At 43.4% G+C, this 18,923-nt stretch carries 20 protein-coding genes; all 20 read right to left on the bottom strand.

Annotated features, from left to right (window positions below):
• Positions 1-65: 65 nt before the first annotated feature.
• Entirely contained in the window at positions 66-1,010 is a 945-nt protein-coding gene (locus tag HPK16_RS15835; protein WP_181677877.1) for a N(5)-(carboxyethyl)ornithine synthase, read from the bottom strand.
• A gap of 375 nt (positions 1,011-1,385) precedes the next feature.
• The gene (gene nrdG / locus HPK16_RS15830; RefSeq protein ID WP_181677876.1) at positions 1,386-1,934 is read right to left on the bottom strand and encodes an anaerobic ribonucleoside-triphosphate reductase activating protein; all 549 of its coding nucleotides are present in this window, start codon (positions 1,932-1,934) and stop codon (positions 1,386-1,388) included.
• Positions 1,927-4,077 carry an anaerobic ribonucleoside-triphosphate reductase gene (gene nrdD / locus HPK16_RS15825; RefSeq protein WP_181677875.1) on the bottom strand — a complete coding sequence of 717 codons (2,151 nt, stop codon included), beginning with the start codon at positions 4,075-4,077 and terminating at the stop codon, positions 1,927-1,929. The genes nrdG and nrdD overlap by 8 nt, the downstream gene beginning before the upstream one ends.
• Positions 4,078-4,528: 451 nt before the next feature.
• Positions 4,529-4,753 (bottom strand): helix-turn-helix domain-containing protein, encoded by a 225-nt coding sequence (locus tag HPK16_RS15820; RefSeq protein ID WP_181677874.1) that lies wholly within the window; start codon positions 4,751-4,753, stop codon positions 4,529-4,531.
• Positions 4,754-4,762: 9 nt separating this feature from the next.
• Positions 4,763-5,722, bottom strand: coding sequence for an SDR family NAD(P)-dependent oxidoreductase (locus HPK16_RS15815; protein WP_181677873.1), 960 nt, complete (start codon positions 5,720-5,722; stop codon positions 4,763-4,765).
• A 20-nt stretch (positions 5,723-5,742) separates the two neighbouring features.
• Positions 5,743-6,990: a hypothetical protein gene (locus HPK16_RS15810; RefSeq protein WP_181677872.1), complete on the bottom strand. Its 1,248-nt coding sequence runs from the start codon at positions 6,988-6,990 to the stop codon at positions 5,743-5,745.
• A gap of 22 nt (positions 6,991-7,012) precedes the next feature.
• Positions 7,013-8,053 (bottom strand): glycosyltransferase family 4 protein, encoded by a 1,041-nt coding sequence (locus HPK16_RS15805; RefSeq protein WP_181677871.1) that lies wholly within the window; start codon positions 8,051-8,053, stop codon positions 7,013-7,015.
• Between the two features lie 22 nt (positions 8,054-8,075).
• Entirely contained in the window at positions 8,076-9,623 is a 1,548-nt protein-coding gene (locus HPK16_RS15800) for a lipopolysaccharide biosynthesis protein (protein WP_181677870.1), read from the bottom strand.
• A 108-nt stretch (positions 9,624-9,731) separates the two neighbouring features.
• On the bottom strand, positions 9,732-10,175 hold the full coding sequence (locus HPK16_RS15795) for an FAD synthase family protein (protein ID WP_181677869.1): 444 nt from the start codon (positions 10,173-10,175) through the stop codon (positions 9,732-9,734).
• Positions 10,172-11,029, bottom strand: coding sequence for a LicD family protein (locus HPK16_RS15790; RefSeq protein WP_181677868.1), 858 nt, complete (start codon positions 11,027-11,029; stop codon positions 10,172-10,174). Before HPK16_RS15790 ends, HPK16_RS15795 begins: the two co-directional genes overlap by 4 nt.
• A complete protein-coding gene (locus HPK16_RS15785) occupies positions 11,019-11,735 on the bottom strand; it encodes a CpsD/CapB family tyrosine-protein kinase (RefSeq protein WP_181677867.1) in 717 nt (238 codons plus the stop codon). The genes HPK16_RS15790 and HPK16_RS15785 overlap by 11 nt, the downstream gene beginning before the upstream one ends.
• A gap of 1 nt (position 11,736) precedes the next feature.
• Positions 11,737-12,441, bottom strand: coding sequence for a YveK family protein (locus tag HPK16_RS15780; RefSeq protein ID WP_181677866.1), 705 nt, complete (start codon positions 12,439-12,441; stop codon positions 11,737-11,739).
• Positions 12,425-13,204 (bottom strand): WecB/TagA/CpsF family glycosyltransferase, encoded by a 780-nt coding sequence (locus HPK16_RS15775; protein WP_181677865.1) that lies wholly within the window; start codon positions 13,202-13,204, stop codon positions 12,425-12,427. Before HPK16_RS15775 ends, HPK16_RS15780 begins: the two co-directional genes overlap by 17 nt.
• 114 nt (positions 13,205-13,318) lie before the next feature.
• On the bottom strand, positions 13,319-14,002 hold the full coding sequence (locus tag HPK16_RS15770; protein ID WP_181677864.1) for a sugar transferase: 684 nt from the start codon (positions 14,000-14,002) through the stop codon (positions 13,319-13,321).
• A 13-nt stretch (positions 14,003-14,015) separates the two neighbouring features.
• Positions 14,016-15,278, bottom strand: coding sequence for a nucleotide sugar dehydrogenase (locus HPK16_RS15765; RefSeq protein WP_181677863.1), 1,263 nt, complete (start codon positions 15,276-15,278; stop codon positions 14,016-14,018).
• Positions 15,279-15,322: 44 nt separating this feature from the next.
• Positions 15,323-15,781 carry a DUF4352 domain-containing protein gene (locus HPK16_RS15760; RefSeq protein ID WP_181677862.1) on the bottom strand — a complete coding sequence of 153 codons (459 nt, stop codon included), beginning with the start codon at positions 15,779-15,781 and terminating at the stop codon, positions 15,323-15,325.
• A gap of 298 nt (positions 15,782-16,079) precedes the next feature.
• Complete coding sequence (locus HPK16_RS15755) at positions 16,080-17,042, bottom strand: immunoglobulin-like domain-containing protein (protein ID WP_181677861.1); 963 nt, start codon at positions 17,040-17,042, stop codon at positions 16,080-16,082.
• Positions 17,021-17,275, bottom strand: a complete 255-nt coding sequence (locus HPK16_RS15750) for a toxin Cry1Ac domain D-VI-related protein (protein ID WP_343064825.1) — start codon at positions 17,273-17,275, stop codon at positions 17,021-17,023. The genes HPK16_RS15755 and HPK16_RS15750 overlap by 22 nt, the downstream gene beginning before the upstream one ends.
• Positions 17,254-17,601 carry an Ig-like domain-containing protein gene (locus HPK16_RS15745; protein ID WP_181677859.1) on the bottom strand — a complete coding sequence of 116 codons (348 nt, stop codon included), beginning with the start codon at positions 17,599-17,601 and terminating at the stop codon, positions 17,254-17,256. Before HPK16_RS15745 ends, HPK16_RS15750 begins: the two co-directional genes overlap by 22 nt.
• 222 nt (positions 17,602-17,823) lie before the next feature.
• Positions 17,824-18,923: immunoglobulin-like domain-containing protein (locus HPK16_RS15740; protein WP_246369467.1), on the bottom strand; the 1,100-nt coding region annotated here is incomplete at its 5' end.

The following is an 18,923-nucleotide window of genomic DNA, read 5'->3' as shown; positions in this document are numbered from 1 at the left end:
CAACAAAAACCCCGACTATAGCGCCCATCTTGTAATATCAGGGTCTATAATCGGGGTTTATGCATCTATTTATACATTGGATCCATCGCAACGACGACACTAGCTTCAAGCGTTGCATTGGCTCTATTTTCAATCAAGTCATCGATATATTTCGCAATTTCTATGGAAATCGAATGTGATGCGGTTCTGTAAAGCAGGCTTGGTGTATGATCGACTACATAATGTAAAATCCCGTCCACCATATACGTTGGGTTCGCAATCGTCGTCGGGTTGCTCGTTTCAATAGCCCCCGCCCGGTCGCAGCTAATATCAATAATAATCGCGTTCTTCTTCAAACGCTGTAAATCTTTGCGATACATAATATGATCCGTCCGTTTCAAATCCCACAAAATCGCATTTATAATCACATCATATTGTGGTAATTCCTCTTGAAATAGCGCTTCTTGATTACGATTATAAATATGAACTTCCGCGCCTAGGTTTTGCAATATTTTTTGTGCACCATGAGACACGTTGCCCCTGCCCAAAATTGCCACTTTTGTATTGTACGGCATCTCGCCAATCAGTTGGTACGCATGCATAATCGCGCCCTCACCTGCCAGCTCATTATTCACCCAGAAGCAATGCCGATTCATGTAGTCCATATTCTCCCAAGCGTAGGCTTTTACCCCTGATTCTACTAATTTATCCGCGATATCCTGATTTTGTTCCGCATGAACCCAGCCAAATATCGTTTGACCTTTTTGCAAATCGCTCAGAAATTCGGAATCACCAATCTTCGGCTCGCAAATAATAGCTTGGCGGAGCACGTCTTCACGTGGCTGGACATGACAGCCAAGCGCCAAATATTCCGCATCCGCTATCCCTAATGCCTCACCATATCCCGTTTCGAAAAAAAGCTGATCTGCATTCATAATAGTCGTGATATGTTCAGGCAACAAAGCAATTCTCTTCTCGTTTTCCTTGTGACTATTAACAAAACCCATCGTCTTTTTCTTCATTTCTAACATTTTTTTGACCTCCATTATATTTGTGGTATAGGCGTTTAGTCTAGTATTTTTTGTTTATACCGACTTTTCCGACTAATAATCCGTTTGAGATATTGCATGGTATCTGGAAACTCGGCCATCTGCGAGTTGTATATACTGCAAATAGCGATTAGATGGATCAACCCGAACAACTTCCAAAAATGAAGGGCGTACAGATTTTCCTCTATCAATCATTCCTTTCCTATGCGTAACATAAAACAAAACATAATGAAGCTCGCGTAAATCAGCAACCTCTTGCTATCTCAATAGTAACACATAAAAACGATACGATGCTAATTTATGTGAAATTTTTACATGCAAAAAGCGGTCCTCGTGTTTCCAGACCGCCTCCCACGTTCACTTATATATCACGATTTCGTCTGTTTTCAAAGACGCCCTCACATCAATAATTCGCTGGTTACTCGAGCCACGAAACGCCAAATTCGAATCAAATAAATCCTGCTCAAATCGCCCATCGACAAGGACATCCACATAAGAAAGCAACGCCAATTTATCCGGTGTTTCCTGCATCAATTCTTCCCACGTATAGCCCGTCCACGACCAAATATCCTTCGCATCGCCAAACAGAGCCCGAATCCGTTTCACAAGTGGCAAACATACACCAGTATTTAAAAATGGCTCCCCACCAAGTAGCGTCAATCCCTGCACACTTTCATGCCACAAATCCGCAATAATCCGGTCCTCGAGCTCTTCTGAATACGGCGTTCCATAGCGAAACGACTGCGCCGCCTTGTTATAACACCCTTCACAATGAAAAGGGCACCCCGAAACATACAAACTACAACGAACGCCCTCTCCATCAACAAAATTAAACGGTTTATAATCCGCAATATAATTCGCCGACAACGCTTCAGCACACCATTCTTTCGGTTTTGGATTATTCATTGGACGACTCCAGATGCTTCACACGTTGCGTAATCTCCTCATGCCTGCCGTGCACCATCGGCCGTTTCATCGGATTGCCAAGATACCCACACGTCCGCTTCACCACATCCGCCGTCTCAGGGTTCGTATTCCCACATTCCGGACACTTAAATCCTTCCGCAGTTGGCGCAAATTCCCCTTCAAAATCGCATTCATAACAACGATCAATCGGCGTATTCGTCCCCAAATAAGCGACGCGATCATACGCATAATCCCAAACCGCTTCCAAAGCTTTCAGGTTATGCGTCAACTTCGGATATTCACAATAATGAATAAAACCACCCGAACAATACTCCGGATATTCCATCTCAAAATCGAGCTTCTCAAACGGCGTCACTTTTTTGCGGACATCATAATGGAACGAATTTTGATAGTATTCTTTGTCGGTAATATCTTTAATATCGCCGTATTTAGCCCGGTCCAAACGGTTAAACCGGTCCGTCAAACTCTCACTCGGCGTCGAATACACACTAAACCAATAGCCGTACTCCGCCTTCCAATCATCCGCGTAGCCTTTTAACTCCTTCAAAATTTCCAAAGTAAACGCCTTCGCTTCCGGATTCGTCTCCCATTCACCGCCATAAAACATCGTCGCAGCTTCGTACAAGCCAATATAACCAATCGAAATCGTCGACCGCTCCTTGTTGAAAAGCTGATCTACGTCCTGCCCGTCATCCAGCCGCTTCCCGAACGCCCCATACTTATACAAAATCGGCGCATTCTCCGGTTTCGCCTCCCGAACCCGCTCCAATCGGAAAAGTAGCGCATCCTTCACCGTCTGCATCCGTTCCGTGAAAATTTCCCAGAATCGTTCCTTGTCACCGCCACTTTGAATCGCAATCCGCGGCACATTCAGCGTCACAACACCCAAGTTATTCCGTCCCGCATTCACAAACATCCCATCCGCATCTTGCCACGCCGGTAAAAATGAGCGGCAACCCATCGGCACCTTGAAATCCCCCGCCAAGCGCACCAGCGAATCATAATTCAGCACGTCCGGATACATCCGTTTCGCCGAACACTCCAGCGCCAACTGCTTAATATCGTAGTTCGGGTCCGCTGCGTCCAAATTCGTTCCCCGCTTAATCGAGAAAACCAGCTTCGGAAAAATCGCCGTCTGCTTATCCTTCCCAATCCCGCCAAGCCGAACCTTCAAAATCGCCATCTGAATCTCGCGCGCAAACCAGTCCTCGCCAAGTCCAAAGCCCAGCGTCACGAAAGGCGTCTGCCCATTACTCGTGTACAGCGTATTAATCTCGTACTCCAAACTCTGCATCGCGTCATAAATATCTTTTCGCGTCCGTTCCCGCGCAAACTCCTCCCGACGCTCCATCAAAACCCATTTTTCAGCCTCTTCCTCATGTTTCAAATAATTCCGTTTCGCGTACACCGCCAAAACCTCATCAATCCGATCCACCGAACAACCACCGTACTGCGAACTCGCCACATTCGCAATAATTTGCGCTATTTGAGCCGTCGCCGTCTGAATCGATTTCGGACTTTCCACATTCGCGTTCCCAATCGTGAAACCGTTCGCCAGCATCCCCGCAATATCAATCAAACAACAATTCGTCATCGCGTGATACGGACTATAATCCAGATCGTGAAAATGAATGTCCCCCTTCAAATGAGCGTTCGCCACATGTTTAGGCAGCATATATTTCAGCGCATAACTTTTCGCCACCGCGCCCGCCGTCAAGTCCCGCTGCGTATTAAAAACCGTCGCATCCTTATTAGCGTTCTCGTTCACCACCGACTTATCCCGATCCAGCAACTTTTGTACACTCGTCGTCAAGTCCGTCATACTCGCCCGCTGCGAATCCCGGTCATGCCGATACTCAATATAAGCCCGCGCCACATCCGGATATGTAGATTTCATCAGCTGATTCTCGACCACATGCTGAATCTCATCGATTGTCACCGCCGCATCATTTGGTAAACTTTTCACAATATCAACCAGAACTGCTTCCAAATACGCCGCATCATCCACACCACAACTCACCATCGACGCCTGCACCGCATTCCGAATCTTAATCAGGTCAAATCCAACCTTCCGCCCGTCCCTTTTAATAACCAATTGTTCCGTTTCCTTCTCCACGTACATTATCTCCGCTTCCCTTCGAACACTATATATTGTATCTGCATTCTCATTATGACACAACATAAGCTTTTTTTCTAACAAAAATCAGACGCCCATCAAAAATAGGCTATTCGAACGAACTTTCAAAAAAAGCTTGCCAAGGGAGAATGTGATTAAATCAACAATCGCGTTTTCGCCAGATAATAATGACTACATAGTAAAGAGGCTTATGGCTTATTTTCACGAAAAAAATGTCTGGAGCATAATCCAAATAAATCGGCGACAAGCGCTCGCATTCAGAGGATTTGATGGACTTCCGGTTCTCATGTACAGTCGTACACTCCGCTTCCGGCTTCCACCAAATCCCCTGAATACAAACGCTTTCGCTCGATTTGTGTAAAGCTTAATTCTCCTCTTACCCCAATAGATTTTTATCTCGTTTGGAGTTTGTCGTAACCTATACTCTTTTTCTGTATCAAACGGTATAATTATACTTCTTCCGTAACATCTCCGCGTCTACCTTCCGATTCTCAATCTCATGTCGGTAATATAGCACCACAGAGCCTTTTTTAATCTTGCTTATTTTTCCCCGGGACACTAGGGAAAAGAAGCATTGGCGGGATACATCGAGGTATTCAATCGCCTCTTTTGTAGATAGGAAATACTCATCTAGTAGCTCTAATAATTCTCTGTTTTCCATGAGGCCCTCCTATTTCTTAACTTCCAAATGAGCTCTTAGCTTCGTTAAACCTTCATGTAACGCGACTTCGCTCTTCCAGCCTAGTAAATCTGCTGCGCGCCCAGCGTCTAAAACCGAACGTTTCACATCACCAGCTCGTGGTGCTTCAATGAAAATCGCTACGTCTTTCTCAAAAACCGCTAGAATTTCTTTATAAATATCCAAAATCGCGATTTCTTCACCAGTTCCGACATTTACAACCGTATTTGCTGGTTTTTCACTGGCTAATTTATTGATTTCAACCACGTCTGCTACATACACATAATCACGCGTACAGCCGTTTGGCATGTCTGGATACGTCATCAATACAGATGGTTTGTCCGCCAAGATGTTGTTTAGGAAAATCGGAATAACGCCACATTCGCCGTCTGGCACTTGTCTTGGCCCATAAATATTGGCGTAGCGCACAACCGTGAAGTCGTAGCCATATTGCGCGGCATACATTTCGATATATTTTTCACCTGTAAATTTCGTTAGGGCATATGGGGAAATGAGTTGCGGCGTATCTGTCTCCGCTGATTTCTCGTCGCCTTCAATTTTCTTACTCAGCGCGCCACCAGAAGATACATAGATGAAATTCTCGATCGGATATGCTTTCACGCAGTCCAAAATGGTCATCAGGCCGACAAGATTCACGTCCAGATCGTAACTCGGATTTTCGACGGAATAAGCAACGGATTTTTGAGCAGCGTGGTGGTTGATATGGTTCGGTCTGTGCGCTTCGAATAGTCGCATCATCAGTTCAGCGTCACGGATATCACCTTGTACAAACGTGAAGGATGGATGCTTGCTAATGTCAGCTAGATTATTCATATTTCCGGATACTAAGTTATCGATACAGACTACATTGTAACCTTCTGCAAGATACATTTCACAAAGATGAGATCCGATGAAACCTGCGCCACCTGTGACTAAAATTGTTTTTTCCATTGTTTTTGCCTCCTGAATTTCTATTTTTGTTCTGCGGGATTTGCGTCTTCTTTTTGACTACGGTATTCATTATTTAAAGCAACCATATAGATTGTTGCGAGTACTAAGAAAATACTAGTGTTGGATACTAAAACGGTGTCGATTGGGCTTGTGAATAGGGCGTATACGAGAGGTAGGAAAATCAGAAACTTAATTTGGTACGTGCTGCCGACGATTTCTTTATATAGTAACCAGAAAATGTAGCCGATGATGACGATGATGAAAAACATGCCGAGATAGCCGAGTTCGCCGATAATCATGGCCCAGTAGGAGTCGGTGACAAAGTTCGGGTTTTCTTGGGTGAGTCCCCAGACGCGGGAAATGCCGTATTGTTCGTAAAGTGGTGAGTAGTTCAGGCGTGAGGCGTTAGAGCCAAACATTCCGAGCCCTGCGCCGAACGGAGCGTGCTCGCTTGCAATCGTGAAACTTGTGTCGAGTAAAACGCCGCGCGCTTCTCCGTCTGTTCCTAAGAATTGATTGCTGATACGGTCGCTTCCGAGCCAGTAGAAAACACCGCCGATTAGCGCGTATACATAGATTGGGATACGTTTGATGTATGGGAAAATGAGAATCAGTAGTATCAAGCAAAGGTAGAAGCCAATCGATGTTGTTCTTCCTGCTAAGAAAATGAGGATGAAGTTCGCGAAAATGATGTAATATGGCATTTTTCCTTTTTCAGACCAGGTGATGAAGATGTGGACGATTGTGATGACGATGATGGTTGCCGCGAATTGGGCTGGGTGGCGGAAACCAAAGGATACAGTCTCGATGCCAAAACGAATATCGAATGGTTCTAGGAAGTGTAGCGGAATGTTGAGAAGACCGATAATCAGGAAAATCGTGGTGAGCGTGGTCGACATTCTTCTGAAAAACAGCGTACTTGTCTGGAATTTTGTGTGGCGGAATAGGAACAGGCCGCTCCAAAAGACAATGACGAATTTCAAAATCGAGAACATCGAGTAAATTTGGAGGAACATCGTGTTGCTTGGTTGGTGGAAAGCGTTCGGGATGAAACAGTAGATGATGAAAAGGATGCTGATGGCGAATAGCCCGATATCGCTTGGGCGAAGTGTGAAACGTTGCTTTGTTTCGAGGTAAGTCAGTTTGGCAATCGCACTAACAGCGAAGATCACCGCAATAATTTTATCAACAGAGTCGACTTGCGGAATGACTTGTTGGATAAGACTTGCGAATAGAGATAGTAGTAAAGCGATTAAAAAAGCAACCATGTTTCACACTCCTTCCTTCATTTCAGATTGATTGGTATAGCTGCTCCCACTTCGTATTACAAGCATCCATCGAAAATTGGGACTGGACGGCTTGGTGGGCTCTCGTACTCATTTCTTGGCGAGTTTCTTGGTTATCAAGTAAGTCTGCGATGGCGTCGTGTAGCTCATGGACATCTCCGGGTTCAATGAGAAGACCGTTTTGTTGGTTGTTGATGATTTGCGGGATTCCCCCGACATTGGTGCTGATATTCGGGATGCCGTGTGCCATCGTTTCGAGAATCGCCATTGGGAGCGCTTCGTGGTAGGATGGTAACACGTGTAGTAGTGCGCCTTCTAGGATGGTTTGTTTTTGCTTACTTTCGACCCAGCCGCCGAGCGTGACGTTGGTTAGCTTATTTTGTTTGATTTCAGCTTCGGCGCTTGAGATGTCGCCAATGCCGTAAAAGATGAATTCGTATTCTTGGTAATCGGCACCGAGTGATTGAATCGCGCGAAGTAAGTCGTAGCTGCCTTTTTCTTGGCTGACGTTGCCGAATGTGACAATCGTTTTGCTCGTGTTGTTATATGGATTGTTAAATGGGACTTCCACCGCGTTTTCCATGACGGTAACGGGGGTTTCACACAGATTTTCGTAGTAGGTTTTCCAGGCCTCGCTTAGAACAATGATGTGATCGAGGCGGTTTAGATGGTTCACGATGCTTTTTTGTAGGTAGCTTGGTTGATTGTCGTAGAAAATGCCGAACCTCGAGCCGTGCATGTGAAGTATAACTTTAGCTCTGAAAAATTTGGCGATGTTGATGAAGATCATTTTGCGGTAGAGACTGCCTTTTTGAGAGGTGTGGATGTGCACGATGTCGATGTTTTGGATGATTGCCAAGTAGCAAAGTTGCATGATGGCTTTCAGGAACATCCAGATTTTGAATAGCGAGCTGCCTTCTTTCCAACTTGCAATATAGTGGATGTTGACGTTTTCGCTGGTGAATGTTTTTTCGAAGTTGGCGATGACCGTTGCGATGCCGCCTTTGGATACGGATGCTGGGCCGATCATGATTACATTTTTCATTTGGCGTTTCTTCCTCTCTTCTTTATTCTGGTGTGATGCTTGTTGGTTTGCGTTTGATGATGCTTTTGACGCGGCGGATAATCGCTTGACACTCGGCTTTCCGGTAGAAAATCGCGAAGTAGATGACATTTAACAGGATGAAAAGTGTTCCTGCGCCGAGAATCAGCGTGAGCCATGTGCCTTGGTAAATCCAGTTCATGACTGGGATCGAGGCGGCAAAAGCGATGGCTGTGATAACCGCGTACCCGAGATACATTTTGAAGTAGCTACCGACTTTCTTTTTGAAGCCGAAACGGTAGACGAGGTACGGGTCGATGATGGTTGTCGTGGCGAGTCTTGAGATGATGGTTGCGACGATGACACCGATTAAGCCGAAGTGGATGGCGAAGATGATGGATAAGATGATGTTTAGAACGGCCATCGCGATTGGGACGTAGCGACCTTGGCGGAAAAGCCCCATCGTGGTGCGGTACGTGTAACCTGGGAACTGCATGCCGTTGACGTAGAAGCTGGCGACGATAGCGAGCACAGTGCCTGTTCCGAGTACGAAGCTTTCGCCGATCCAAAGGGTGATGAACGGGTTAATAACGTTGAATAAGATGATGGAAAGCAAGAAGTAAATCCACGCGACGATGAAAAATAACTGCTTGAAAACGTGTTCTTTCTTCGAGTCATCATCTGCGTTGTTGAGGTGCCCGATGCTGCCTGTGATCGAGTTCAGTGCGCGAGATAGGACGGTTACGACTGCGGCGATGATGAGCAAATAATTGGAGTAGATGCCAACGACGCTAAGCCCCAGAAAAGCGGCGATGATGATGCTGTCCGTGCCATTCATGATGATGGAACCGAATTTATACATCGCGAGTGCTTTGACGTTTTGGAAAATCGTTTTGACTTCTGCTTTTTCGAGTTTTTCTGTCGTTTTTCCTTTGAGATAGCTATATTTCTTGTTCGCGTAGATTGCTAGGAAAACGTTGAGGCCGAATGTTCCAACCACCTGGATGACGATAAAGCCAATGTAGTCTCTTGTGATATATAGGTACGTGAGTTGCACGATGGACTGGACAAGGAAGAAAATTTGTTGGCTCACATTGATGACATATTCTTTTTGATCGGCGGAGAAAATCGCTTTTTTGTAGGAAAACATGTAGGAGATCGCCGTGTTTAGCAAGAATAAAAAGTAGATAATGTAGATGTTTTCAGGGATGTTCGGAGGATTTTTAATAAATAGATCTAAAAATGGCATTAAGAGTAATCCGATGATGAAAACGGTGAGCCCGATGATGCGGTAAGCTTTGGCGTAGAGTGCCATGATGGCTTTGATTCGGGCTTTATTTTTGTCTACCATGCTTTTGTAGAGGCTGAAAATGATGGCGTTTCCGATGCCTAATTCGGCGAAAGAGAGGACCATCAGGATGTTGGTGAACAAAGCGTCGAGTCCGAGGTATTCTTTTCCTAAGAAGTAGATGAATACGGTTCGGTTGATGAAGCTTAGAATTAAGAAAATGACTTGTGTCCCGCTGCCAATCAGGAGGTTTTTAGCAACGAATGCTGTCTTTGTTTTTGCCAATCGGGTCACACTTCCTTTCTTTTAGTTGTTACCTTAAGTTTATCAGGGAATGGCTTGAAAACAGGGATTTTCCAAGTATTTGATGCGTTTTGTCAAAAGTTTAAACAGTTAGATGCCAACGACTAAGCTGGTTTCTTGTTGGATTGTTTCGACAAGTTTTGTAGAGGATACGCCTGCTGTGTAATCAAAGTAGACAACTTCAACGGCGCGGCGCTTGAATTCTGCTTCTAATTTGTTGAATGTTGGGCTACCTTTCCAGTCGCTACCGTGGAACATCACGTCGATATTGTGGTTATCAATCATGTTTAGTTTGCTTTCGTGACTCGTTTGCGGCACGACTAGATCAACGTATTGCAACGCTTCGACAATCGCTTTACGGTCAGCAAACGGGATAACCGGCGTCTTGTGTTTGTATGCTTGAACGAACTCGTCTGTACTCACGCCAACGATTAGGATGTCACATTGTGCTTTGGCGTTTTTTAGGATGTTTAAATGGCCGACATGGAATAAGTCAAACACGCCGGTAGTTAGGCCTACGCTATATTTTTTCATGAGATAATCTCCTCTTTCAATTGGATTCGTTTCGGTTTGTGGGTAATACGTTTTTCGACGGGTGGCAAGTCCATGTAGTTTTTTCCGTAAATGCGCTCTAAAAGTTGATCGGTTTTGCCTGGAATTTGGAATGTGTGACCTTCGAACTCGGTTGTCGCAGTTGGGTCATACATTGTTTTTAGCATCGTTTGCTTTTTGTAGCCGTATTGGCTGCCATAATTGACGTAATACGGAGCGCTATCGTCTTTGTTGCTTTGCATGACATTCGTTAATAATCGGAAAAACATGCTTGTTGGAACTGGCTTTAGTAGCTTTAGCAACACTTTTTTCCACGGCGCAATGCTGTGTCGTGTTGTTTTTTCGTTCACTTTCAGGAATAGTAAGCTCTTGAGTTGCTTCAAGATACGTCCTTTCGTGTGAAAAAGGAAACCAGCATCCTTTTTGGCGTTATCGAGTGGGAAAATATCGATGAAAATACCTTTATGCTTGATATTTGGCGATGCGCTTTCTTCCTCGAATATCGTGCCGTTTTTCTTGATTTTGATGATTGGGAGGTAATATTCCGGATCGGTCGTTCCGTAGTGTAAAAACAAAGATTCGGGTAGCTCTGTTTTCGCGATTTTCTGGAACGCTTCAAAGTCTCTACGTGGCATCGCGATGTCGATATCGTCGTCCCACGGGATAAAACCGTCATGTCTGATTGCGCCGAGTAGCGTGCCGCCAATAAGGTAGTAAGTCAGGTTGTGCTTCTCGCAAAGCGTCGCCACATCCAATAAAATGCTCAATTCGATTTTTTTCAGTTGTTCGAACATTTCTGTTGTTAAAAGGTCACCATTATTTACCTTAGTTAGCATAGTAGTATCCTTCCATTTTCATTTTTTGGTTGTTGAAAATACTGCCAATCACATAGGCGCTTCCACTTTGTAATTTCTCTAATGCTTTTTTGCTGTTTTCTCTCGAAGAATGGTCGCTACGAACGAGTAGAATTGAGCCGTCAACGAAAGAGCAGAGAAGTTGTGCGTCAACAACGAGTTGGATTGGCGGTGTATCAAAGATGATTTGGTCAAATAGTTCGTAAAGCTCGGCGTATACTTGCTTCATTTTCTCAGAACCTAGTAGCTCAGATGGATTTGGGGGAACAACACCTGCTGGTAAAACGTATAAGTCCTCTACATCTGTTTCGCAAATCGCTTCGCTAATTGTGATTTTATTCGTTAAAATTCCTGTTAAACCGTGTGATGCGGCTCCTGGGAAGATTTTTTTCACGGTTGGTTTACGTAAATCGGCATCGATGAGTAGTGTTTTCTTGCCTTGTTGAGCAAATACAACGGCTAAGTTGGCGCAGATGATGGATTTTCCTGAATCGGGTTCGGAGGATGTGATGAGGATTGATTTCATGACTTTATCAACGCTTGAGAACTCAATATTTGTACGCACAGATCGGAATAACTCAGAGTGTGGTGACTTTGGGCTTAATTTGGCAACTAATTTTTGCGGCTCTGTGCTTTTCTGACGTCTGTGGCGAGTTTCTGCTTTTGATTTCTTTTTTGATTTTTTCATTTTATTTCCACCCTTCCTCGTGATTTTCTGGGATTTTAGCGATGTTTCCAAGTAACGGAATGCCTAGTTCTTCGATGACATCTGTTTCGTCTTTGAATTTCGTGTTGAAGATAACGCGGATAACCATGATGACAAAACCGATCATAAGTCCGCCGACTGCGCCACCACCGATGAGTAGAACTGGGCTTGGGCTAACTGGTTTTGGATTTTCTCCAACCGTTGCTTTTGCTAGGATATCGATGTTATTGACGTTCATCACATCCGGTGTAATTTTTGCGAAAGATTCGGCGACTGCATTGGCAATCAGGGCTGCTTGGGCTTGATCTTCGTCTTGTACGCTGACATTGATGACTTGGGAATTGTGCTGGCTACCGACTGTGATTTTCCCCATTAGCTTGCCTGCTGTGTAGTCTCCGCCAAGTTTATACGCCACATCATCGAGGATTCGCGGGCTTGTTAGTAGAGCTGTATAGGTATTCACGAGCTGGATATTGGCTTGAACTTCGGACGTTTGGATGTTATTTACACCTGCATCTTGTACCGTTTGTGTAACTAGAATTTGCGTTTTCGCTTCATACATCGGTGTGATGAGGAACGTTAGTGCGGCACCTGCGATGAGGATTCCGACAACGGCTGTACTTATTAAAAGCAACAAATGTCGCTTAATGATCTGAAAAATGGCTTTGATACTAATAGTTTCTTTCATTGTTTCTCCTTCCGTGATAACGATTGGCTTTCCATGACTTTACTTTTTCATTTTTTATATGGTTCAAAAATTGTAAGTTGCCTAGGAAATAACGGCGGAACATGCGACGTGGTTCTTGGATAAAGCGGTAAAACCATTCTAATCCAGCTTTTTGCATCCATTGTGGGGCGCGTGTTGTTTTGCCTGCGATAACGTCAAAGCTACCGCCTACACCCATGACGAATGGTACGTCGAGTCTTTCTAGATGCTCGCTTGCCCAGTATTCTTTTTGCGGGCTGGAAAAGGCGAGGAATAGGACGTCTGCTTTGCTTTCACGGATTGTGTCGGCGATGTCTGCTGATTCTTCGGGTTGGAAATAACCATTTCGGAATCCTGCGAAGGACATATTTGGATATTTTTGTTTGTAGTGTGATTCGATTTTTCCAATAACTTCTTGGGTCGCTCCGAGAAAATATGGACGATATCCTTTGTCGTTACAAATTTCGAGTAATTCTTCAAATAGATCGATGCCGGTCACGCGTTCTGGAATGTCGTGTCCGAGTAGTTTGCCTGCGAGAACAATCGAGGAGCCGTCCGCGTTGATGAGAGGGGATGCGTTGACGATGTCTCTTAGTTTGGCGTCTTCGTGCATGAGGTTGATTTTGTTTGCGTTAATAACCACATGCTGTGTCGGTATTCCTTTTTTGATTATTCCTTCTATTACTTTTAAAGTTTCTGACAGAGTTAAACAATCTAAGTTACTGCCAAGCAACTGGGTTCTCATTTCGCGTTCATCCTTTCTTGTTCTTTCTTGTACTCTAAGTGTAACAGGAAATGTGTTGACATTTAGTATATTCCAGATAATTGATACTTTTTGTCAATAGTTCGGACGGATAGGTTACATTCCGCTTCCTTTGCCGGTAAATTCCTTGAATGTGAGGAGTAAAATCTTGATATTAAGCAAAATAGATCTTTTCTGGATGTATTTCAAGTCTAATTCCACCATTTCATGAAAGCTTACATTATTTCGACCGCTGACTTGCCATAAACCAGTACATCCCGGCGTGACAAGCATGCGTTTCTTTTCATAGTTTGTATAGTTTTCGTATTCTGTCGTTAGCGGTGGGCGCGGTCCAACGAAGGACATGTCGCCTTTTAAAATGTTGATAAACTGAGGAAATTCATCTAAGCTCGTTTTACGAATCCATCGACCGACTTTCGTGATTCGCGGATCGTCTTTCATTTTGAACATCTGCCCGTCCATTTCGTTCTGGGCTTGGAGTTTGGGTAGTTGCGCTTCTGCATCGACATACATCGAACGGAATTTGTACATATGAAAAATTTCGCCGTCTTTGCCAACACGTTTTTGCTTGAAAAATACTGGGGCTTTCCAATTTTCGAGTTTGATGCTTGTAGCAATAATGAGGAGAACTGGGGCTGAAATGATGAGCGCAAGGATGGCAGCGATGAAATCAAATACCCGCCAAACCTTGTCATGTACTGGTTTTTCATGCGATTTTCGTTGTTCTGAATATTGTGGTGCTGTTTGGACTATTTTGAAATCTACTTTTTCCACCTGCATTCACGTCCTTTGTTTAGATTGATATTGCTTGTTTTCGTGTGTGCAGGTTGCCATAATTCAGGTAAGCCACATCTGCGCTTACTGTCTGCACCATGTTTCTCGTGTCGAATACGACCGGGTGACGCATTTGCTCTGTATAGCTCGCTGGAATATCGCGGAACTCAGTGTGATCGCTTAAAACGACAATCAATGAACTATCTTCACAAGCTTCTTCACCTGTTAAAATCGCTGACGCTACATGGGGATCAAAAGCTTTCACGTCAAATCCTGATTCAATGAGCATTTCTTTGATTTCCATGGCTGGACTTTCTCGCGTGTCGTCGATGTTCCCTTTATATGTGAGGCCAAAAAGAGTGACACGGTTGCCGTCTTGTTCTGCCATCAATGCTTTGACTTGTGATACGACATGAGCCGGCATGCTGTTGTTGACTTCACGCGCGGTTTGCATCAGTGGTGATTGTTCAGGTGCTGCGGCGATAACAAAATATGGATCAACTGCTAGACAATGTCCGCCAACGCCTGGGCCTGGTTGGTGTAAGTTCACACGTGGATGCTTGTTCGCCATTTCGATAACACGCAGAGCATCGATTCCGAGGTGGTTACTAATTTTAGCAAGTTCATTAGCGAGCGCGATATTGACGTCACGATACGTATTTTCCATTAATTTGCTTAGTTCTGCTTCGCCTGCTTGCGCTTTGATAATTTCGCCTTCTACAAATGCGCCATATACTGCGGCTGCTTTTTCCGTACATTTTTCTGTAATACCACCAATGATACGCGGATTGTGAACGAGTTCATGCATGATATTTCCAGGCAAAACACGCTCTGGGCAATGTGCTAGATAGATATCCTCACCGACTGTAAAGCCTTCGTTTTCAATCAATGGTTGCACGACATCGGCCATGGTTCGCGGAGCAATCGTGGATTCAACGATAATCGTGTCGTTTTTCTTCAAAGATGGGAGGATGCTCGTCAGTGCGGACTCGATGTAGGCTGTGTCGCATGATTTATAAAGGTCATCTTTGTTCGGCGTCGGTACCGCAATAATATAGGCATCAGCGCTGGTCGGTGTTGTACTTGCATGGAAGTTGCCAAGTTCGAGTGCCTGTTGCAAATCCTCAGCTAAACCTGGCTCTTCAATATGAAGATAACCAGCGTTAAGATTTTCCGTCATAATCGGGGACAAATCGACACCCGTCACCGTGTTACCATATTTCGCAAAAAGAATCGCTGTCGGCAATCCGATATATCCAAGACCTACTACTGTAATTTTCATTGATAAATTTCCACCTTTCTAAATTTTAAATGGATTTGGATTCATTATTTAGAGGGAACTGTGATTTCCCAAGCTATTTTGTCCATCGCTACTTCTGTGAAAGGTTCGTATAAAACAGTGAATTCTTTTTGATTCGCAGGGATTTCGTAGTAACCGGAGCCTTTCAGTGTCTTTCCTGCTGGAATAACATCACCAAAGTTATTGGCATTTAGTCCGTAAACTTGATGTTTTTTGCCGTCTATTGTCTCGATTACGAAGTCGCCTGCACCAGCTCCTGATTCTTCTTTACCGGTGTTTTTAATGGAAAAATCGATTTTGGCTGTTTGCTTGTTGTTGTCGTTACTATCTTTCATTTCCACGTTAGTAAGTGTGATTTCGAGATCGTTTGCCATTCTTGTTTTACCGATGTCATCACTAGCTGTCTTTCCGCCACATCCTGCTAAAATAATCATCAAGGTTAGGCTAAGGGCGAATAATGTGAAGAGACTTTTTTTCTTTTTCATCGTATGGAGTCTTCCTTTCTTGTTTTAGGAATTGCTTGTTCTTAACCTACTACTAGCTTATCATCTGGCGTCGCCAAATAAGCTATTTTATGGATAATTGATTTTTTTTATCAAATTTGTAAAAACGCATATTCCTCTACTCTATTTCTAATCTTATCAGCTATATTTATCTTTGTTTTCCACCCGATTAGAATTCAACGGGCTGTTTGTTACCATTTTCCGAACTTTATTGTATATAGCACACCAAAAAGGCGAGAAGCTACGCGTTTTGCTACACCGTTTCTCGCCTTTATTTATTCTATTTTTGAATGTTTACTGTTTGTGTGTCCAGTAACTTCCCAGACTTGTTGAAAGCTTGCATCGTCACTGGGTATTCTATCGATTTGATTTTGTCGATGGCGTAGAACTTGAATGTGCCATCTTCGCTAAATGTTCCACCCTTGTAAGTGACTCCATCGATTGTAACGACCGCATAAGCGACATCTCCTGTGAACGTACCAATGATGTTTTTATCGCCGATTGTAAATGTCTCTGCAGCTAGCGTTCCTTTTGTTACAACTACGTTTGCCGCGTGTACTGTGACTGTTTTCGTGTCTGTCAGCTTGCCTTCGCTATTGTATACGTGGATGATGACTTCATCTGCCGCCGATTTGATTTTTCCTAGAGTGTAAAAATTGAATTCACCATTTGTAATCGTTCCACCCTTATATACTGTATCGTTAACCGTCACCGTAATTGTTGCCATGTCACCTGTATACGCGCCTGTAATGTAGCGATCTGTGCCCATGAAATAATCATTTGGTGTGACACGACCGATGAATTGTTCTGCGTCTTTCACTTTTGAATAGTTACTGATACTATTTTGTCCTGTTGTGACATTTCTCGCAAAAACTAAGACTACATCGCCAACTGCTTGTTTCGAAATTGAGATAGTGAAGTCACCATTCTCATCTGAAATCATATTGCTTTCCGTCGCAATATTTTGATATTTGTTGTTTTGTGCAAGAATTACCATGCCTGGTGTTGCTTTACCTTTGATTTCTGTTGTCTCGTTCGTGATGACTGTAGATAATCTTGGTGTGTCTGGTTTCACGATAATATTTTTCGCGTCCCATTGCGCTTGTGCTTCGTCTAATATTGCTTGCAGTTCTGCTTTTACCGTCGTGTTGTTGATACTGTCGATGTGTGTTTGTGCTGCTGCCAGGTCTGCTTGTGTTAAGTCTTCTGTAATCGTCCCAATCACATCGCCATCGTTAAACATCGCTTCCAGAGCTGTTTTGCAACTAGTTGTACTTTGGCCTGATTTAAATGGTTTTGTGTTAATTCTTTCAAAGTTTCATCTGTCATAGCATCTACTTGTGCTTGTGCCATGATAATCACTGCCGTATCTGTATTCGCTTTAATTTTCTCAGTTGGGTCACTGTTTTCAAACAATCGATTCACGGTATCCCGCGCAAGTACTTGTACATCTTTTACGCTTGAATAGTTACTAATACTGATTTGGTTGTCGTATCTTTCGCGAAAACCAAGACGATATTGCCTATCTCTTGTTTTGGAATCGTCACGGTGAAGTTTCCATTCGTGTCTGCGAATACGTTTGTTGATATTGCAATGTTTTGGTATTTGTTATTTTGTACGAGGATTTGAGCACCTGGAACAGCTATGCCTGTAATTTCTGTCGTCTCATTGGTAATGATTGTTGATAAAACTAGTGTCGCTGGCTTTTCTGGTGTTGCTTCATTTTGTGAGGCGTGGACTTTCGTTGTGGTGAACGGTGCTGTAATACTTACTGTTACTCCTGAACCAATAATTGCCGTCATTGTCATCACACTCAACATTTTTTACCCGTGTTTTGCTTTTTCATTTTACCATCCTCTTTCTATTGTTTTTTAGTTGTTTTCTCTTCCTACCTCTCCTTTATCAGGCATTTGGCGAAAACTTAGGTTTTTCTTTAATTTTGATGTTTTTTGGATTTTTTTACAAAAAGGATGCGGAGCCTCAAGAAAAAACCAACCTCGGAATCAGAGATTGGCTTTTTCAGATTATTTCGCTACGGCTTGTGCAGCAATTGTATTTGTGTCTAAAACTTTGCCCGCTTTATCAAATGCTTGGATCGTGATGATGCCATCTGCAGATTTAATTTTATCTAATGCATAGAATTTGAATATACCATCTGTATCAAATGTGCCGCCTTTGTACGCTACGCCATTGACTGTAACAACTACGGATTTAACATCGCCTGTGTACGTTCCTGTGATGTTTTTGTCACCAACTGTGTACGTGTCAAGCGTTATTTTTCCTGCTGTTACGACTACCGGTGCTTTGATTTTCACTGTTTTTGTATCAAGCAGTTTGCCTACACTGTCAAAAGCTTGGATTGTTACTTTGTCTGTTGCGGCTTTGATTTTGTCTTGGCTGTAGAATTTGAACTCACCGTTTGTTACAGTTCCGCCTTTGTACGCTGTTCCATTGATTGTTACAACTACCGACTTCACGTCATCTGTATACGTACCTGTGATGTTTTTATCGCCTGGAATTGTCATTTCATTTGGTGTCAATTTACCTTCTGTTACTGCGACAAATGCTACTTTCTCTTGAGATAGTTCTTTGCCGTGTTTATCGTACGCTACCATGATGATTGTTTGGTCTTTTTTGATTTTTTTGTCTGCTGCATAGAAGCTGAATGTACCGTTTTTTACTGTCGCGCCTTTGTATTCTACGCCATCTTGGAAAAGGGAGATACGAGCTACATCACCAGTATAAGTTCCAGTGACATATTTATCTGTGCCAACTGTGAAAGCGTCTGTAGTAAGGCTACCTGATGTTGCTAAACGTTCTGCTAATTGTTGCTTGGCCTTGTTTAGGTCAGCTTGAAGCTCTGCTTTTTTCGCAGTCTCTGTCACTTGATCCACAAGGTTTTGTGCGTTTGTGATGTCTTCTTGTGTTGAACCCGTTACAATATCACCTTTTGGATTTTGATTTTCAAATAAGTTATTGATAGCTTCACGAGCTTTATCTTGGGCAATTTTTTCTGCTTGTACTTGTGTTTCTCTATCTGCTAGTTGTGTTTTTGCTTTATCTAGTTCTGCTTGTAGTTCCGCTTTCTTGTCTGCATCTGTTACTTTGTCCACAAGCTTTTGCG

The organism is Paenilisteria rustica (assembly GCF_013820765.1).
Lineage (GTDB): Bacteria > Bacillota > Bacilli > Lactobacillales > Listeriaceae > Listeria_A > Listeria_A rustica.
This window is presented reverse-complemented; position numbering and strand designations above follow the sequence as displayed.